14 protein-coding genes are annotated in these 15,111 nt (G+C 57.4%); 8 read left to right on the forward strand and 6 right to left on the reverse strand.

The window, feature by feature from the left end:
* Positions 1 to 533 precede the first annotated feature (533 nt).
* Positions 534 to 863, reverse strand: coding sequence for a PaaI family thioesterase (locus HNQ81_RS18220; RefSeq protein WP_183352399.1), 330 nt, complete (start codon positions 861 to 863; stop codon positions 534 to 536).
* A 453-nt stretch (positions 864 to 1,316) separates the two neighbouring features.
* On the opposite strand from HNQ81_RS18220, the gene HNQ81_RS16300 reads away from it, so the two are divergent.
* The 7 genes from HNQ81_RS16300 to HNQ81_RS16330 all read left to right on the forward strand — a co-directional run bounded on the left by HNQ81_RS16300 (position 1,317) and on the right by HNQ81_RS16330 (position 8,476).
* A complete protein-coding gene (locus HNQ81_RS16300) occupies positions 1,317 to 2,033 on the forward strand; it encodes a sulfite exporter TauE/SafE family protein (protein WP_183352375.1) in 717 nt (238 codons plus the stop codon).
* Positions 2,034 to 2,282: 249 nt separating this feature from the next.
* Complete coding sequence (lpxC, locus tag HNQ81_RS16305; protein WP_183352376.1) at positions 2,283 to 3,608, forward strand: UDP-3-O-acyl-N-acetylglucosamine deacetylase; 1,326 nt, start codon at positions 2,283 to 2,285, stop codon at positions 3,606 to 3,608.
* Positions 3,609 to 3,699: 91 nt separating this feature from the next.
* Positions 3,700 to 4,122, forward strand: coding sequence for a GNAT family N-acetyltransferase (locus tag HNQ81_RS16310; RefSeq protein ID WP_183352377.1), 423 nt, complete (start codon positions 3,700 to 3,702; stop codon positions 4,120 to 4,122).
* A 24-nt stretch (positions 4,123 to 4,146) separates the two neighbouring features.
* The gene (locus tag HNQ81_RS16315) at positions 4,147 to 4,797 is read left to right on the forward strand and encodes a YceH family protein (protein ID WP_183352378.1); all 651 of its coding nucleotides are present in this window, start codon (positions 4,147 to 4,149) and stop codon (positions 4,795 to 4,797) included.
* Between the two features lie 43 nt (positions 4,798 to 4,840).
* Positions 4,841 to 5,242, forward strand: a complete 402-nt coding sequence (locus tag HNQ81_RS16320; protein WP_183352379.1) for a hypothetical protein — start codon at positions 4,841 to 4,843, stop codon at positions 5,240 to 5,242.
* A gap of 88 nt (positions 5,243 to 5,330) precedes the next feature.
* Complete coding sequence (locus HNQ81_RS16325) at positions 5,331 to 7,442, forward strand: acetate--CoA ligase family protein (RefSeq protein ID WP_183352380.1); 2,112 nt, start codon at positions 5,331 to 5,333, stop codon at positions 7,440 to 7,442.
* 161 nt (positions 7,443 to 7,603) lie between these two features.
* Positions 7,604 to 8,476 (forward strand): hypothetical protein, encoded by an 873-nt coding sequence (locus tag HNQ81_RS16330; RefSeq protein ID WP_183352381.1) that lies wholly within the window; start codon positions 7,604 to 7,606, stop codon positions 8,474 to 8,476.
* A 237-nt stretch (positions 8,477 to 8,713) separates the two neighbouring features.
* Here the strand turns inward: HNQ81_RS16330 and HNQ81_RS16335 are convergent, their stop codons facing one another.
* Positions 8,714 to 9,334, reverse strand: coding sequence for a LysE family translocator (locus HNQ81_RS16335; RefSeq protein WP_183352382.1), 621 nt, complete (start codon positions 9,332 to 9,334; stop codon positions 8,714 to 8,716).
* Between the two features lie 160 nt (positions 9,335 to 9,494).
* On the opposite strand from HNQ81_RS16335, the gene HNQ81_RS16340 reads away from it, so the two are divergent.
* Positions 9,495 to 10,337 carry a rhomboid family intramembrane serine protease gene (locus tag HNQ81_RS16340; protein WP_183352383.1) on the forward strand — a complete coding sequence of 281 codons (843 nt, stop codon included), beginning with the start codon at positions 9,495 to 9,497 and terminating at the stop codon, positions 10,335 to 10,337.
* Between the two features lie 119 nt (positions 10,338 to 10,456).
* On the opposite strand, the gene HNQ81_RS16345 is transcribed toward HNQ81_RS16340, so the two are convergent.
* From HNQ81_RS16345 to HNQ81_RS16360, 4 genes are read right to left on the reverse strand one after another with little or no spacing between them, the layout of a single operon-like run.
* Positions 10,457 to 11,659 carry an ABC transporter permease gene (locus HNQ81_RS16345; RefSeq protein WP_183352384.1) on the reverse strand — a complete coding sequence of 401 codons (1,203 nt, stop codon included), beginning with the start codon at positions 11,657 to 11,659 and terminating at the stop codon, positions 10,457 to 10,459.
* Positions 11,659 to 12,363, reverse strand: a complete 705-nt coding sequence (locus HNQ81_RS16350; RefSeq protein ID WP_183352385.1) for an ABC transporter ATP-binding protein — start codon at positions 12,361 to 12,363, stop codon at positions 11,659 to 11,661. Before HNQ81_RS16350 ends, HNQ81_RS16345 begins: the two co-directional genes overlap by 1 nt.
* A complete protein-coding gene (locus HNQ81_RS16355) occupies positions 12,360 to 13,655 on the reverse strand; it encodes an efflux RND transporter periplasmic adaptor subunit (RefSeq protein WP_183352386.1) in 1,296 nt (431 codons plus the stop codon). Before HNQ81_RS16355 ends, HNQ81_RS16350 begins: the two co-directional genes overlap by 4 nt.
* The gene (locus HNQ81_RS16360; RefSeq protein ID WP_183352387.1) at positions 13,652 to 15,103 is read right to left on the reverse strand and encodes an efflux transporter outer membrane subunit; all 1,452 of its coding nucleotides are present in this window, start codon (positions 15,101 to 15,103) and stop codon (positions 13,652 to 13,654) included. Before HNQ81_RS16360 ends, HNQ81_RS16355 begins: the two co-directional genes overlap by 4 nt.
* Between the last annotated feature and the right edge of the window lie 8 nt (positions 15,104 to 15,111).

The raw sequence follows: 15,111 nt of genomic DNA on the forward strand, positions 1-15,111 counted from the left end.
ATGGTTGATCGGTTAACCTATATAGCCTTACAAACTCAGCCGGTCCCGCAGCGCCTGCTCAAGCTGGCTGAAGTTCGATGGTAATCAGAATCTGTATTCATGCTCGTGAATACAGGAGTACATCTCCCAACCGCATGATTGCAAGGGGTTGCATGACTTGCATGACGTTGACAGGGCTGTTGCTGCTTTTGGCGGAAGGACTGCCATACGTTACCGGTACTTTATACAAACTTGCTACAAATAAGCTTATATGGACACTACTACACTCACATTGATCGGTCTGTTGGGGGCGGCGCTTTGTTGGATGCTGATACTTCACATCAAGGAAGAAAGACGAAAGATACAGCAGCTTATCGAGGACGAACAAAGCAAAGTGGAACGGGCGGAGAGAATGAAACGATTGACGGGGAAATTGTAATATCGGCACCCCGGGTATTGCTTGACCGACGGGACATCTTTGGCTTGCAGATGACTGCTTCTTCATCGACCCCACCAGTCCCCGCATCCAGGCGAAGGGTGATTTATACGTTATTTTAATTTGTTACAAGATGTACAGGATGCTTGTCGGAACCGATATGCTGGCCGATATCGTCCATCGATTGTTGCTTTCCGGTTATTACAAGCTTCGATGTTCCATATCCTGACAACGTGCCTTTTCCGGAAGACACTTTTGCTTCGAAAAGGCAGATTGTTGTCCATGATTTCAGGCACTGCCCCTTGACCACGACCGTTTCCCCCAACACCGACGCCAGAAAGTCCACTATCAGATCAATGGAAACCAGTCCGCTGCCTCCCGCGAGGTCACAACAGGCAGACCAGGACGCGGCGGTGCCGATTCCAGAGGCATAGACACCACCATGCAGGCCTCTCTGAACGGATTCAAATGCGCTCTGTCAATCGCGACGACAACAGTCGAGCGACCTGGGCCCATCTCAACAACCTCCATCGACCTATACTGAAAAATGGGCTTTCATTGATCGCGTTCATCACCGCCTCGGTTGTATCAGCTTGAGAAACGATTGCAACCGATCCCATTTTTCATGGGGAAAACAGCTCACAAAAAGGTCGTCGGGCTCATTCAAGAGCTTCATCATCAAATCCTGACAATCTCTTGTCCGCAGGCCGGGATAGCTCCGTAATCAACGGCGGTCTCTGACGTCAGGTAGGGAGAGGGTTCATTTTCCACGAGAAAAATGTCTCAACTTATGGGGAAGTTCGCAATCGATTGTGCATTTTTTGAATACGCCTGCATCCGCCTGTGAAATCAAAAAAGTTCCGGATATACGTTCGTGTCCGGACAAACCCTGGGAACACTCATGACCATATTTCTTCTTGCCGGCCTGATCTTCCTCTTTGCCGGTATTGTTCAAGGATTGACCGGATTCGGCGCCGGTCTGCTGGCGATTCCGCTGCTCTGCCTTATCATGGACGTCAAACTGGCGGTAAGCCTGTGCATCATCAGCACCTTGATCATCACCACGACCATGGCCTACGACCTCCGCAGTTTTCTCGATTACCGTAAAATTCTGCCGTTGCTGGTCGGCTCCCTGCCGGGAATCTTTATCGGCACCCTCCTGCTGAAGGTCGTCGACCCGAATCTGATAAAACTCCTGTTGGGCGTTTTCCTGATCGGCATCAGCAGTTTCAACCTCGTCTTCAAGTCGAAGGCGATCAACCCGCCGGTGATCTGGGGCTACTTTGCCGGCTTCCTGTCCGGGGTCATCAACGCGGCGGTGGCCGCCGGGGGTCCTCCGGCCATCATTTACACGACTCTGCACGACTGGAAAAAAGAGGAGATGAAGGCCACGCTCACAGGTTTTTTCATGCTCAACGGCTATCTCACCGCCGGGGTCCATGCCGCCAACGGCATGATCGGCAGGGATACCCTCGGGTATTTCGCGGTCACCCTGCCGTTTGTACTGGCAGGCACGGCGCTCGGGTCACGGGCCACCGGAAAGATCAATCGCCGCCGCTATCTGCAGATCGTCTATGGGTTATTGATGGCATTGGGCGTGTTGATGATGGTGGGGTGAAATCACAACCTTGCATTGCATATTACGTAAAGATAAACTTGAAGCAGTAAAGAACCGTACAGCCATACTGCCGCGACAACCGATCTAAAAGCTGCGAAATAATATTTATCCAGTACAATAGCTATCGATCCTGCCTGCAATGAAGTTGGCCGGGGATGAACTTGATGGGCGTGGCAGACAGCGAAACGGCATCTCTCTCCCCCTCACCCTGAGGATCTTTTTCTACTACATATTTTGGACCGGAATATCATGAACCCTATCTGTATAGTCGACGATCAACCTTTCATCTGCTCCACAGTCGCAGGAATTTTGAAAGACGAGGGATATCAAACAATTGTCTTTCAAGACGCTGAAAGCTTCTGGCACAATCTCGATACAATCGAGCCATCACTGGTCATGCTCGATATCTGGCTTCCCGGGATCGACGGGTTGCAGCTTCTCAAACAACTCCATAACCGCTTCCCGGCTCTCCCCATCATCATGATGAGCGGTCATGCCGGCATCGATACCGCAGTTGCCGCCATTAAGGCCGGCGCCTACGATTTCATGGAAAAACCGTTGCACCTCGAGGTGTTGCTCGACAAGGTGAAATCCGCCCTCGAGCATAAACCTGCCGGAAGCGGCGCTGCCCTGCCTTCGGATACACGGCTGGAAGTCGCCAGCGCCGATCTTTTGATGCCTCCCGGGATGGTGGAGCTGGTTGATTCCCCCGTACCCCAACGCACCCTCAGAGAAAATGTCGTCCTTAACGGAGTGGGGCTGCTGAGCGGCAGGAAAACCGGTATCATCCTCAGCCCGTTGGGCATCGACGAGGGGATCGTCTTTCAAACCCTCGATGGTCAGATTATCCCCGGCCACATCACTTCCGTCGGCAATTTTTCCCAGACCGTGTCCTCCAAGACCTTCTCCGCCAACTCCACCACCCTCGACAACGGCAGGCAACAGGTGCGTACCGTTGAGCACCTGATGGCAGTTCTTGCCATGTACGGCATCACCAACGTGCTCATCAAGGTCGATGATGAAGTCCCGAATATCGACGGTTCCGCCAAGGATTTCTGTGACCTTATGGAACAGGCAGGGATAGAGGAACAGCCTGCCTCCACCAAAGTTGCCGTCATTCGCCGGAAACTCGGGGTGGGCAACGAGGAAAAAGATGAAAAGCATCTCTACGCCGAACCCTTCGATGGGTTCGAGATAACGATGCGGGTCGACTATTCTCCGCCTATAGGCGAGCAGATTCTCACGTTCAACCCGGGAACCCAGTCTTTTGCCAAGGAGATCGCCCCGGCGCGGTCATTCAACACCTTTGAGAACATCGAAATGGCCCAGAGACTCGGCAAGGTAGGAGGCGGGTATCTCCATTCCCACATCATCATGCACGAAGGCAAGGTCATCAACACCGAACTCCGCTATCCCGACGAATTCGTGCGCCACAAGATACTGGACATGATTGGCGATCTGTACCTTCTCGGCTACGCCATCCGCGGACGGATTACCGCCAACATGACCTCTCACGGGTACAATCAGGCCCTGGTGGAACGCCTGTACCGCGCCCTCCAGAGCAGTTCCGGATGATGGCTGAAAGTCGTTGACCACCGTCCGAGACGATGGGCCGGTCTGTCCCATCGCCGTGACAATCAGCACGGAACATGACGTAGAATACAACATGGAAATTGCATTGAGCTTCGATACGGCCGGAATCGACTGGGAGACTGTCGCGACGACCCTCGAGACCGTCGGCATGGCCCATTACCCGCCCGAAGTCCATAAAACCGCTTTCGAGGCAAGCCACACGACCATCTTCGCCTGGCACAACGGTCGATTGATAGGGTTCGGCAGGGCAATCTCCGACGGAGTGTATCAGGCGGCAATTTACGATGTTGCGGTGAACCCTGAATACCAGGGCAAAGGTGTCGGGACGGTTATCATCAAAACGATGCAGGACAGGTTGCCGAACTGCAACCTGATACTGTATGCCTCTCCAGGCAGGGAAGGATTTTATCAGACACTCAATTTCCGCAGAATGAAAACGGGCATGGCCCTGTTCACAAATCGAGATGCAATGGCTGAAAAAGGATTCACCGAATAACATATCATATTATCATATATATACATGAATATTACACTCAATGGAATTGAGATCAGGGTGCTTGGCAGTTTAATCGAAAAGGAATTGGCCACTCCTGAATACTACCCTCTCTCGCTCAATGCCCTGGCGAACGCCTGTAATCAGAAATCGAACAGATCCCCGGTTCTTTCTCTGAACGAAGATGATATCATCAACGCCTTGCAATCACTGAAGGATAAACAGATCGTCTGCCGGAGTGACGCGACCCGGGTTCCCAAATACTGGCATAATTTTGTCAAACAACACAACCTGATCAGGCGCGAAGCAGCGCTGTTGTGCCTGTTGCTGCTCCGCGGGCAGCAAACGGCTGGAGAACTGCGCAGCCGAACGGAAAGGCTTTGTTCATTCGAAAGCCTCGAGGAGGTCGTCCAGTCGCTTGACAGCCTCTTGGAAATCGGCTTCGTGCGCAAATTGCCGCGGCAACCGGGCCAGAAGGAACAGCGCTATTCTCACCTGTTGGCCGAAGAACCTGAAGATCTTGAGCAACTCTGCGTTGAGAAGGATCACACCTTGAGTGCAGCAGACAAATACGATGACCGGATATCTGCGCTCGAAAATTCAGTGGCGTATTTAAAGGAAGAACTCGAAACGCTGAAAGATGAGCTCTTGTCTTTCAAGAAAGGAAAGAATCCATAAGGTTGAAACTGTAAATGCGGACACAACCGAGGGAGTTACAGCGATGGGAGCAACTATTCAAGTCCTGAAAAAAGTAACGCTTTCTCTAGTGGCAAAAACTGAGCCTGGAAAATGCAGCACAAACGCCCCTCCGATACCTTTGGTGTTTATCTATGGCGTTGGAAGCGACGGACTCTGTCCATTTGAAACCGCACTCTGGGATAAACATGAAGGAGAGAAACTGGTGGTCAGTGTCAAGGCCACCGATGTCCAGGAGTATTTCGGGCACCTTTTCCACACGTTGTGTCACATGCTCGGGAAGCAGATTGCAGATGGCACGATTGATCTGGAAATTGAAGTTACCGGAGTGACGGACGCAGATAACCGAGAAGTGGTGCAGGCCGTCGCCAAGGCTCTGAGCCATGGAGGCTGCGGGACTTCCTGTGGATGCGGGTGCGGTTGCTGATCAAGTCAGATAGTCCGAGGAGCGGTTTATCACAGCCGAAAACGCCAATTTTTTGATTCAAAATTTTTCAGCCAATTCTGCGATCACAATGAACAAACGACAGATGAATTTTGAGGAAAGTGCGGCGCTGTTGAGTCGCTACGGCATACAGGCAGAGGGTCGTCAGGTGTACTCCATTCCGGCGGCGGAAATTGCGGCTGAGGAGCTGGGATATCCCGTTGCAGTGAAGCCCGTTTCGGAGAAAATCATCCATAAATCAGACGAAGGGGTGGTGTTTTTAAACATACACGACACGACACAGCTGAAAAAAGCATGCGTCGCCATTGAAGCAAAAATCGACGGTTTTTCTCATGAAACCAAAGAAGGCCTGCTCGTTCAGAAGATGGCGGAAAAAGGGTTCGAACTGCTCATCGGCGCGAAACGGGATCCGGGATTCGGGCCGGTAACCATGGTCGGCATCGGGGGCATCTTTGTCGAGCTGCATTCCGATGCTGCAATGGGAATCGGGATTCTCACCCGGCAGGATGTGGAACGGATGTTGACGAACACCCAGATCGGCAGAATTCTTGGAGGATTCAGAGGGCAACGCTACGACAAGGCCAAAATCATCGATCTGGCTGTCAATATTTCCAAACTTATGGCGGAGAATCCGGATATCTGCGAGCTCGATCTGAATCCTGTCATTGTTTACGAGGAAGGCTGTGCGGTTGTTGATGTCAGGCTTATTCGGGATGGGAACGTCGTCAAACCGATGGCGGAAGATATCAAGCAGTGGAAACAGCAAAGCATCGATGCCATTTTCAACGCCAACTCAGTTGCGGTGATCGGTGCATCCCGTCCCGGCACCCAGGGCGGGGTCATATTGAAAAACTGCATGAAAATCAAAAACCTCTACCCCATACATCCGAGACTGAAGAAAATCCACGGCCTTCCCTGCTACCCATCCCTGAAAGATCTCCCTCAAATCCCCGAAGTTGCCGTTTTTGCAGTAAACTCTGAAAAAACAGTACGCATCTTCGAAGAGTTTTGCCGCATCGGGGGAAAAGGCGCCATCATCTTCAGCGACGGGTTCGCCGAGATGGGCCGAAAAGATCTCGAGCAACAACTGGTCGAGATCAGTGAAAGGTACCAGGTCGCCTTTATCGGTCCAAACTGCATGGGGGTCATCGACAATTTTACCGGCCTCAATACCAATTACATCCCGGAACGACGATCGGTGCCCGTACCGGAAGCCAATTGTGTCGGTGTTATTTCCCAAAGCGGAGGCATCGGCCTCGAACTGTTGGAAATGTTCAGTGCCGACAACCAGAATCTTGGCAAATGGGTTTCCGTCGGCAATGCCGCGAGCGCCGGAGTACCCGAGATTCTTGCGCATATGGGCAATGATCCGAAAATAAAAATCATCGCCATCTATCTGGAAGGGGTCGCCGACGGTTTGAAACTGATGAAGATCGGCAGAGAGGTGGCGAAAAAGAAACCGGTCCTGATCATCAAAGGCGGCACAGGCGGCGGCGCCGAGGCAGCGCTCTCCCACACGGCATCCCTGGCCGGAAGCCACGAAGCCTTCAAGGCCTGCTGCGAGCAGGCCGGTTTTTATCTGGTCGATGAACTGACGGAAGACCCCAAGATCCTGGTCAATGTGCTGTCCATCCTGACGAGCCAGCCAAAGACGTCGAACAACCGAATCGCCGTTGTCAGCGTTGGAGGCGGAGCCGGCATCCTTCTTGCCGACCAGGTCACTGAAGAAGGAATGGCGCTCGCGGAATTCGCCCCCGAAACCAGGAGGCGCATGAAGGCCCTGATTGAGAAAAATCTGAAACCTGAACAGCGAAGTCTCAGCGAAACGATTTTGAAAAATGTGGGCAACAACCCTATCGATCTCTTCGGCAACTGCGACGATGAACGGTTATTGGAATCGATCAGGATCATAGACCAGGACCCCAACACAGATGTCATTGTTGCAGCCATCTACCTTCAGGTGCCACTGCTGTCGGAATACCTGCCGGAACGATTGGTGGAACTGAAAGAGGAATTGACCAAACCGCTCATCATCTCCCCACGAGGTTTTTCAGAATATGTGGACCGGTGCAGGACGTATATGGCTGACAAAAAGCTCCACACCTACACCGTACCCATGATGAAACCGTTGAGCATCGCCATTGAGATCTGGAAGAAATACGGCCATTCATTCCTTGAATAAGGCGTCGATGGCCGCCCCAACCTTCCTGGCATGGTGGCCATCAGAAGGCCGTCCATGCAGCCGGTCTTTCGATTTATCGGATTGTTTGCAATCCAACCGTTCAGAACTGAAAAGAGTTCCTGATCCATTCATTGATCCTCCAAAAACCACAGAAGCTCCTTATGGATAAATTGTTCAGTCACAAAGCAGCTCTCTCCTTCGTCGGAATCGTTGTTGCCGTATCGCTCTTCTTCATTCCGACAAAAACAATTCCGATAGTCGACCAGAAAACGGATCAGTATTTCAACGAGACTATCTCAAAGGCCGGGTTGGCGTATGCCACCGTAAGAGCGATCAATGCCTCGGTCTCGGTAATCAAAGAGTCGAACTTGCAGTTGGAGCCTGCAGGTATCGGTGTTTCGTTAGCAATCGGTCAGATTCTTGATCCTGTTGATGACATGACTGAAAGATTGTCCACTGTCCTGGTAACCGCCATTACTTCACTCGGTGTGCAAAAGCTTTCATATGAAATCGGCATCTCGCTTGCTCCGACAATGATGGCCGCCCTGCTCGTGGTTTTCTCTATTCTGCTCTGGTTTGATACGTCAATCAGGATTGCGTCTCTCCAATCGATTGTGGTCAAGCTCCTGATCCTGATAGCCGTCGTCAGATTTTGTCTCCCGTTGTCCTCACTCGCAAATGACTACATCTATACACAGTACTTTGAGCAGCAGATTTCCCAGGCAAATGACGAACTGCGTCTGCAGACTAAAAAATTCGACCAGCTTGAAAACCTTTCTCTGCCGGAATCACATGGTATTCTGGGGGCTATCGAAACCAGCGGGGCATTCATCAAACAGAAATCTCTGGCCTTTAAGAACGCCCTGCAGGGTTCAGTTACGAACATGTCGGAAATTATCGAAAACCTTCTCAAGTTAACGTTTCTCTATGTGGGAATATTTTTTCTTCAGGTGGTGATTTTTCCGGTCACGATATTCTGGATACTTCTCAAGGCCGCGAGTTCGCTGTTCAACGCCAGGGCAATGAACATATAATACGTTGTCTTCCCGGTAACACGCGCTGTTACGCCCTCCAGCGCTACACCGGCAAAGACCGCGGAGGTGGACAGGAATCCAGGCGCGGCCTGGGCCGTACCGTGGCGGCGGCAGGAACCGTGTGCGCGGAAATCGACCCGGGTGAATACGACTTCAGCCCGGCGAAGTGGCAGAGCCACGCGTCCTCTCCGCATCGACGTCCGGAGCGAAGCGGGACCGTATCAACCGCCATTGCTGTTACCTTTTGGCCAGCAGCGCCCAGAGACCGGCAACGGTAAGCAGGACCCCTCCGCTCAGGTTGAAACGCCGTTGCGCCCGTGAAGAGGACATGAGCCTGCGGGCGGTGGTTGCGAACAGCGAATAGCACGTGGCATTGATTATCGCCAGCGTGACGAAGGTGACGGACAAAATCAGCAACTGGGGCGCGGCGTCGGCCTTGGGCGTGATGAATTGCGGCAGAAAGGCGACAAAGAAAATGATGCCCTTCGGGTTCAAGGCGGTGACCAGATAGGTGTTGACGAACAGCATCCACCGTGACACCGGCACGGTTCGAGATGCGAGAACCATCGGGGAGTTCCCGGCATGGAACAGCCTGATTCCTAACCAGAGCAGGTACAGACCGCCGACCCATTTGATCACCGTGAACCAGAAGGCTGAGGCCGCCAGCAGGGCGCCGAGCCCGAAGAGCGAGAGCGTCAATGCCGTGGAGTCGCCAAGCGCCACCGCCGCCACGAGAGGCACATTGGCGCGTCGGCCATGGGCGACCGAGTAGCTGATGACGGTAAGAATGGTGGGGCCGGGAATCACCAGGAGAATAATGGAGGCGGCTGCAAAAGCGAGCCAGAGTTCAATCGACATGAGGTCTCCCTTTTTGACAAGGCGCGGCGATGCCGGCATCGCCGCGGCCGTGACAATCAATCCCGGGTTGTATAATCGGGGGATGTCATTATCTTCTGGGATGGGAGTGTACAGGCCCACTCCAGCCACCAATTAATGAAACGAGCCAATTGATACCATAATGAACGCATCGAAAAGGACCTCACTCCTCTGCCCCAATTGCCGAACGCTGGTCAGCCGCTCCGCCCCCGTCTGTCCGTCCTGCGGCATGAAAAATCCCGGCTCGATCTGGAAGGATAACATATTTACCCGCGGTGCCGGCGGCGAAAATGGAATTCTTAGAACGATTCTGATCGCCAATATTGCCATGTTCGTGCTGTCGGTGGTGATCGACCTGCGACCCGCAGCCCTGTCCGGCAGTCCATTCAATTTTCTCTCGCCAAGCAACCAGAGCCTGCTGGTGCTCGGTTCCACCGGCACGATTCCGCTGCTGCAACTTCACCGCTGGTGGTCGCTCATCGCCGCCAGTTACCTGCACGGCAGTCTGCTCCATATCGTCTTCAACATGATCGCGCTGCACCAGCTCGGCCCTCTGATCATCCGCGAATACGGAACGAACCGGATGATCGCCATCTACACCTTGAGCGGGATCGGCGGCTATCTGATCTCGGCCCTGTTCGGGGTGCGGTTCACCATCGGCGCCTCGGCGGCGATCTGCGGGCTGATCGGGGCGGCGCTGTATTACGGCAAAAGCAGGGGCGGCGCCTACGGCAATGCGATCTACAGCCAGATAGGCGGGTGGGCCCTGGGGATTTTCATCTTTGGGTTCCTGGTTCCGGGGATCAACAACTTCGGTCATGCGGGCGGCATGCTGAGCGGCGCGCTGGCAGGCTACTTCCTCGGCTATCGCGACCGGTCGCAGGATACCTTCGGCCACAAGGTACTGAGCATGGCCTGCATCGTCGGCACCGTCATCGTGCTGATCTGGTCGATCATCAACGGCCTGTTTTTCCTGCTGACCTGAGGTTTCGTAGGCAAGCGGACAGATTCGGCCGCATCACCCTCCCGACTGAAACCCCATCTTTTCCAGGCGGAAACGACGGATCGATCCGCAACGACAGGAGTGACTATGACCAACGACACTCACTCGTGCCGCAGGGCGTCGATCGGATTGAGACCGGCCGCCCGTCGCGCCGGGAAGAAGCCGAAGATCACGCCGATGACGGCGGAAAACAGGAACGACAGCAGGTTGATGCCGGGGTCGAACAGGTAGGGCACGTTCATCAGCCCGGCGAGCAGAATCGAGGCCGCGGTGGCCAGGGCAATGCCGATCAGGCCGCCGAGGCTCGACAGGACCACCGCCTCGATCAGGAACTGCAGCAGCACCTCCCGTTCCAGGGCGCCGATGGCAAGACGGATGCCGATCTCGCGGGTGCGCTCGGTGACCGACACCAGCATGATGTTCATGATGCCGATACCGCCGACCAGCAGGCTCACCGCCGCCACCGCGGCGAGCAGCATCGTCAGGATCTTGGTGGTGCTGGTCAGGGTCTCGGCGATCTGGCGGGTGTCCATGACCCGGAAGTCATCGTTCTCATTGTCACCGATGTTGCGCCTCTCGCGCATCAGATCGACCAGCTGCGCCTTGACCGCGTCGATGGAGACGCCATCCCTGACCGAGATCGTCAGCCGATTGATGTCCTGGCTGCCGCTGAGCCGGCGCTGCACGGTGCGCAGCGGCATCACCACGATGTCGTCCTGGTCGGACCCCATCGACGACTGGCCTTTGGCCTTGAGCAGACCGATGACTTCACAGGCGAACTGCTTGATGCGGATCTCGCTGCCCACCGGGTTCTGCCGGTCGAACAGTTTGTCGCGCAGGGTATCGCCGATCACGCACACCGCCTTGCCCGCCCGCTCTTCGCTCTCGGTGAAGTTGCGACCGGCGGCGATCTGCCAGTTCCCGGCCTCAAAATACTCGTTGGAGCTGCCGGTAACCGAGGTCGACCAGTTGCTGGCCTGGTATACCACAGTCGCCGCCTTGGTGACGAGCGGCGCGACCAGTCTGGCGCCGGTGATCTGGTTGCGGACCGCCTCGACATCGGCGCCCTTGAAGGGAGCTCCAGGCTCGGCGCCGGGGCCGAAACGCTGCCCCGGCATCAGCATCAGCAGGTTGCTGCCCATGCTGGAGATCTGATCGGACACCGACCGGGTGGCGCCGTTCCCCAGGGTCACCATGGTGATGACGGCGGCCACCCCGATGACGATGCCGAGAATCGTCAGGAATGACCGCATCAGGTTGCGGCGGATAGCGCGCAGGGCCAGCAGCAGCGTGTTCCACAGCATCAGGCGGCCTCCCCCTGGCGATGGTCGGTGTCGACGCGGCCGTCGACGAAGCGGATGATGCGTTTGGCGTAGGCCGCCATTTCGGACTCATGGGTGACCATCAGCACGGTGATGCCATGCTCACGGTTGAAGGCGCCGATCAGGTCCATGATTTCCCGGCTGGTGGCGGTATCGAGATTGCCGGTCGGTTCATCGGCCAGCAGCACGGCCGGCCGGGTGACGATGGCCCTGGCGATGGCCACCCGCTGCTGCTGGCCGCCGGACAGCTCGGCCGGGGTATGGTGTTCCCAGCCCTGCAGGCCGACCTGTTCCAGGGCCCGGCGGGCCGTGGCGTGGCGGCTGGCGGCGGGTTCGCCACGGTAGATCAGCGGCAGTTCGACGTTTTCGAGCGCGGTGGTGCGCGCCAGCAGATTGAAACCCTGGAAGACGAAGCCAAGGAAGTTCCGCCGCAGCAGCGCCCGCTCGTTGCGTGACAACTGCTCGACATGGACACCCTGGAACTCGTAACTGCCGCTGGTCGGGGTATCGAGGCAGCCGAGGATGTTCATCGTCGTCGATTTGCCGGAGCCGCTCGGCCCCATGACGGCGACGAAATCGCCGGCGGTGATGGCCAGATCGATCCCCTTCAGGGCCTGGAAAGCGGCCTGGCCGACCCCATAGGTCTTGGTGATTCCGGACAGACGGAGGAGGGCGGCGCCGTTCATCGCTGCACGCTCAGCGCCTCGGTGATCACCTGCATGCCGGCCGCGAGGTCGCCGGCGGTGATCTCGGTCAGGCGGCCGTTGGTGGCTCCGGTCTTGACGTCCACCGCCACTGGCCGGTTGTCCCGCAGTACCCAGACGCGCGGCGCGCCGCTGTTGGCCTTTGCCTGGACCTTGGGCGTCTGGCGCGACGGACGCGGCATCAGGGCGCGCATGACGCTGCCGCTGGATTTTTTCTTGTCGCCGACAGTCGTTACCGGCGGACTGAAGCGCAACGCCGCATTCGGTACCAGCAGGGCATTTTCACGGGTCAGGGTAGTGATCTCGGCGGTGCCGGTCATACCCGGCCGCAGGCTGAGATCGTCGTTCCCCACCTCGAGCACGGTGAGGTAGGAAACAACGCCGTCCGCCTCCTGCGAGCCGAAGCCGACCCGGGTGATGACGGCAGTGTACTCGCGGCCGGGCCAGGCATCGACCCCGAACACCGCCTTCTGGCCCGCCTGGACCTGGCCGACGTCGGCCTCGTCGACATCGACCTGGAGTTCCATCTTGGTCAGGTCCTCGGCAAGCTGGAACAGGACCGGCGCCTGGAAAGAGGCGGCCACTGTCTGGCCGGGGTCGACCTGCCGCGACAGCACCACCCCGTCAATCGGCGAGCGGATACTGGCCTTGGCGAGGTTGGTTTCGTTCGACTGCAGATTGGCTCGGGCCTCGGTGACACTCGCGTGGGCACTGGCCTCGTTGGCCTGAGCCCGCTTGAGATCGGCATCGGCCGTATCCATTTCACTCCGCGACGGGACCTTGCCGCCGGACAGCTGCGCTACCTGGCGGTAGCGCGACAGTACCGCCGTCGCTTCCGCCACCGTGGCCTGCGCCTGCAGCACCTGGGCCTCGGCCGCGGCAAGTGCGGCCCGCGACTTCGCCACCGCGTCCTGCAGCTGTGACAGATCCAGCTGCGCCAGCACCTGGCCCTCCTTGACCGCATCGTTGTCGTCGACCAGGACCTGGGCGACGATGCCGGAAAGCTCACTGCCGACATCGACGGTATTGGTCGGTTGCAGGTTGCCGGTGGCCGAGACCTTGACCACCAGGGTGCCGACCTCGGCCGCGGCAGTGGTGTAGCGCAGCGCCAGCGCCTCGTCACCGCCCCGGAAATAGAACCAGGCCGCGCCTAAACCGACGATCAGCGCCGCTCCCAGCCACACCCAGCGATACGGACGCCTGGCGGAGGTGGCGCCGATCAGCTGTTGCAGGGTCTGCGCCTGGTTTGTCGATGGAGGTGTAGTGTCGTTCATGGAGTATCCTTGCCGGCCTGGCGGCTTTCGCCCTGCGGCGTCCAGCCGCCGCCCAGCGCCTTGTATAAACTGATAAGAGCCAGCAGGCCGTCGGTACGGGTGCCGGCAAGACTGTCTTCGACGGTCAGCACGGTACGCTCGGTGTCGAGTACCGTCTGGAAATCGATCAACCCGGCGCTGTACTGCTGCCGCGCCAGTTGCGCCGCATTGCGCGCCGCTGCGGCGGCACCGGCCAGCGCCCCACCGCGTTCAGAATGACGTTTGATTGCGACGAGCGCGTTTTCGACGTCCTGCAGCGCTGCCAGTACCGTCTGCTCATAGGCCACCTCGGCCTGCTCGCGCACTGCGTCCTGGATCTCCACCTGTTGTCGCAACCGTCCGGCATCGAAAATCGGGGCGGTAATACCGGCGAGCAACGATGATGCAACCGCACCGCTGGTGGCGAGATTTTCCGCCTCCAGCGCCTCGAGGCCGATCGAGCCCGACAGGTTGAAGGCCGGGTAGCGTGCCGCTTCGGCCGCGCCGACACGGGCGGTTTCCGCAGCCAGCCGGCGCTCAGCCGCCCTGATGTCGGGGCGCTGGCGCAGGGTGTCGGCCGGAATGCCGACTGCGATCCGGACCGGCATGACCGGCAGATCCCGAACTGCAGCCAGGCGGGCATGAACCGTGCCCGGCGCTGTCCCGAGAAGGATATCGAGGCGGTGTTCAGCCTCGACGAGGCTGGTTTCCAGACTGGGAATCTGCGCCCGGGTCAACTCCCGGTTGGTACGCGCCTGCTCCACATCCTGGCGGCCGACCAATCCCGCCTGTTCCCGCCATTCGGTGAGTTGCAGGGTTTCGGTCTGACTGGCGAGGTTGGCGCGGGCGATGGCGAGCCGCAACTGCAGCCCCCGGACCTCGACATAGTTGAGTGCCACTTCCGCCGTCAACGACACAGAGGTAGCGCCGAGCTCGGCCACGGCCGCCGCGACATCGGCCTCGGCCGCCGCGACCCTGCGGCGGACCCCGCCGAATATATCGATTTCCCAGCTCGCATCGAGACCGGCACTGAACAGATCGTTCGTCCTGCCGCTGCCGGCCTCCTCGCTCGACTGACTGCGGCGGTAACTGCCCGATACGGCAGCCTCCGGGAAACGCCCGGCGCCCGCCACGCCGCGGCGGGCCCGGGCCTCACGCAATCGGGCCTGGGCAAGGCGCAGGTCAGGGCCTGCCTGCAACGCCTCGTCCATCAAACCGGCCAGCAGCGGATCGTCCAGCTGCCGCCACCACCGACTCACATCACCGGCCTGGGCATCATCGGCAACCGGATGGTCCGTCTGCTCCAGCTGATTCCAGGCCTCCGGCAGGTCCGGTTCCGGCGCCGTATACTTCGGCCCGACCATGGCACAGGCCGTCAGTCCGAGGCAGACCGCCAGGATCAGAAAACGAGTGAGATGACAGTTCTGCATATGAATAA

The organism is Desulfoprunum benzoelyticum (assembly GCF_014201505.1).
GTDB lineage: Bacteria > Desulfobacterota > Desulfobulbia > Desulfobulbales > Desulfocapsaceae > Desulfoprunum > Desulfoprunum benzoelyticum.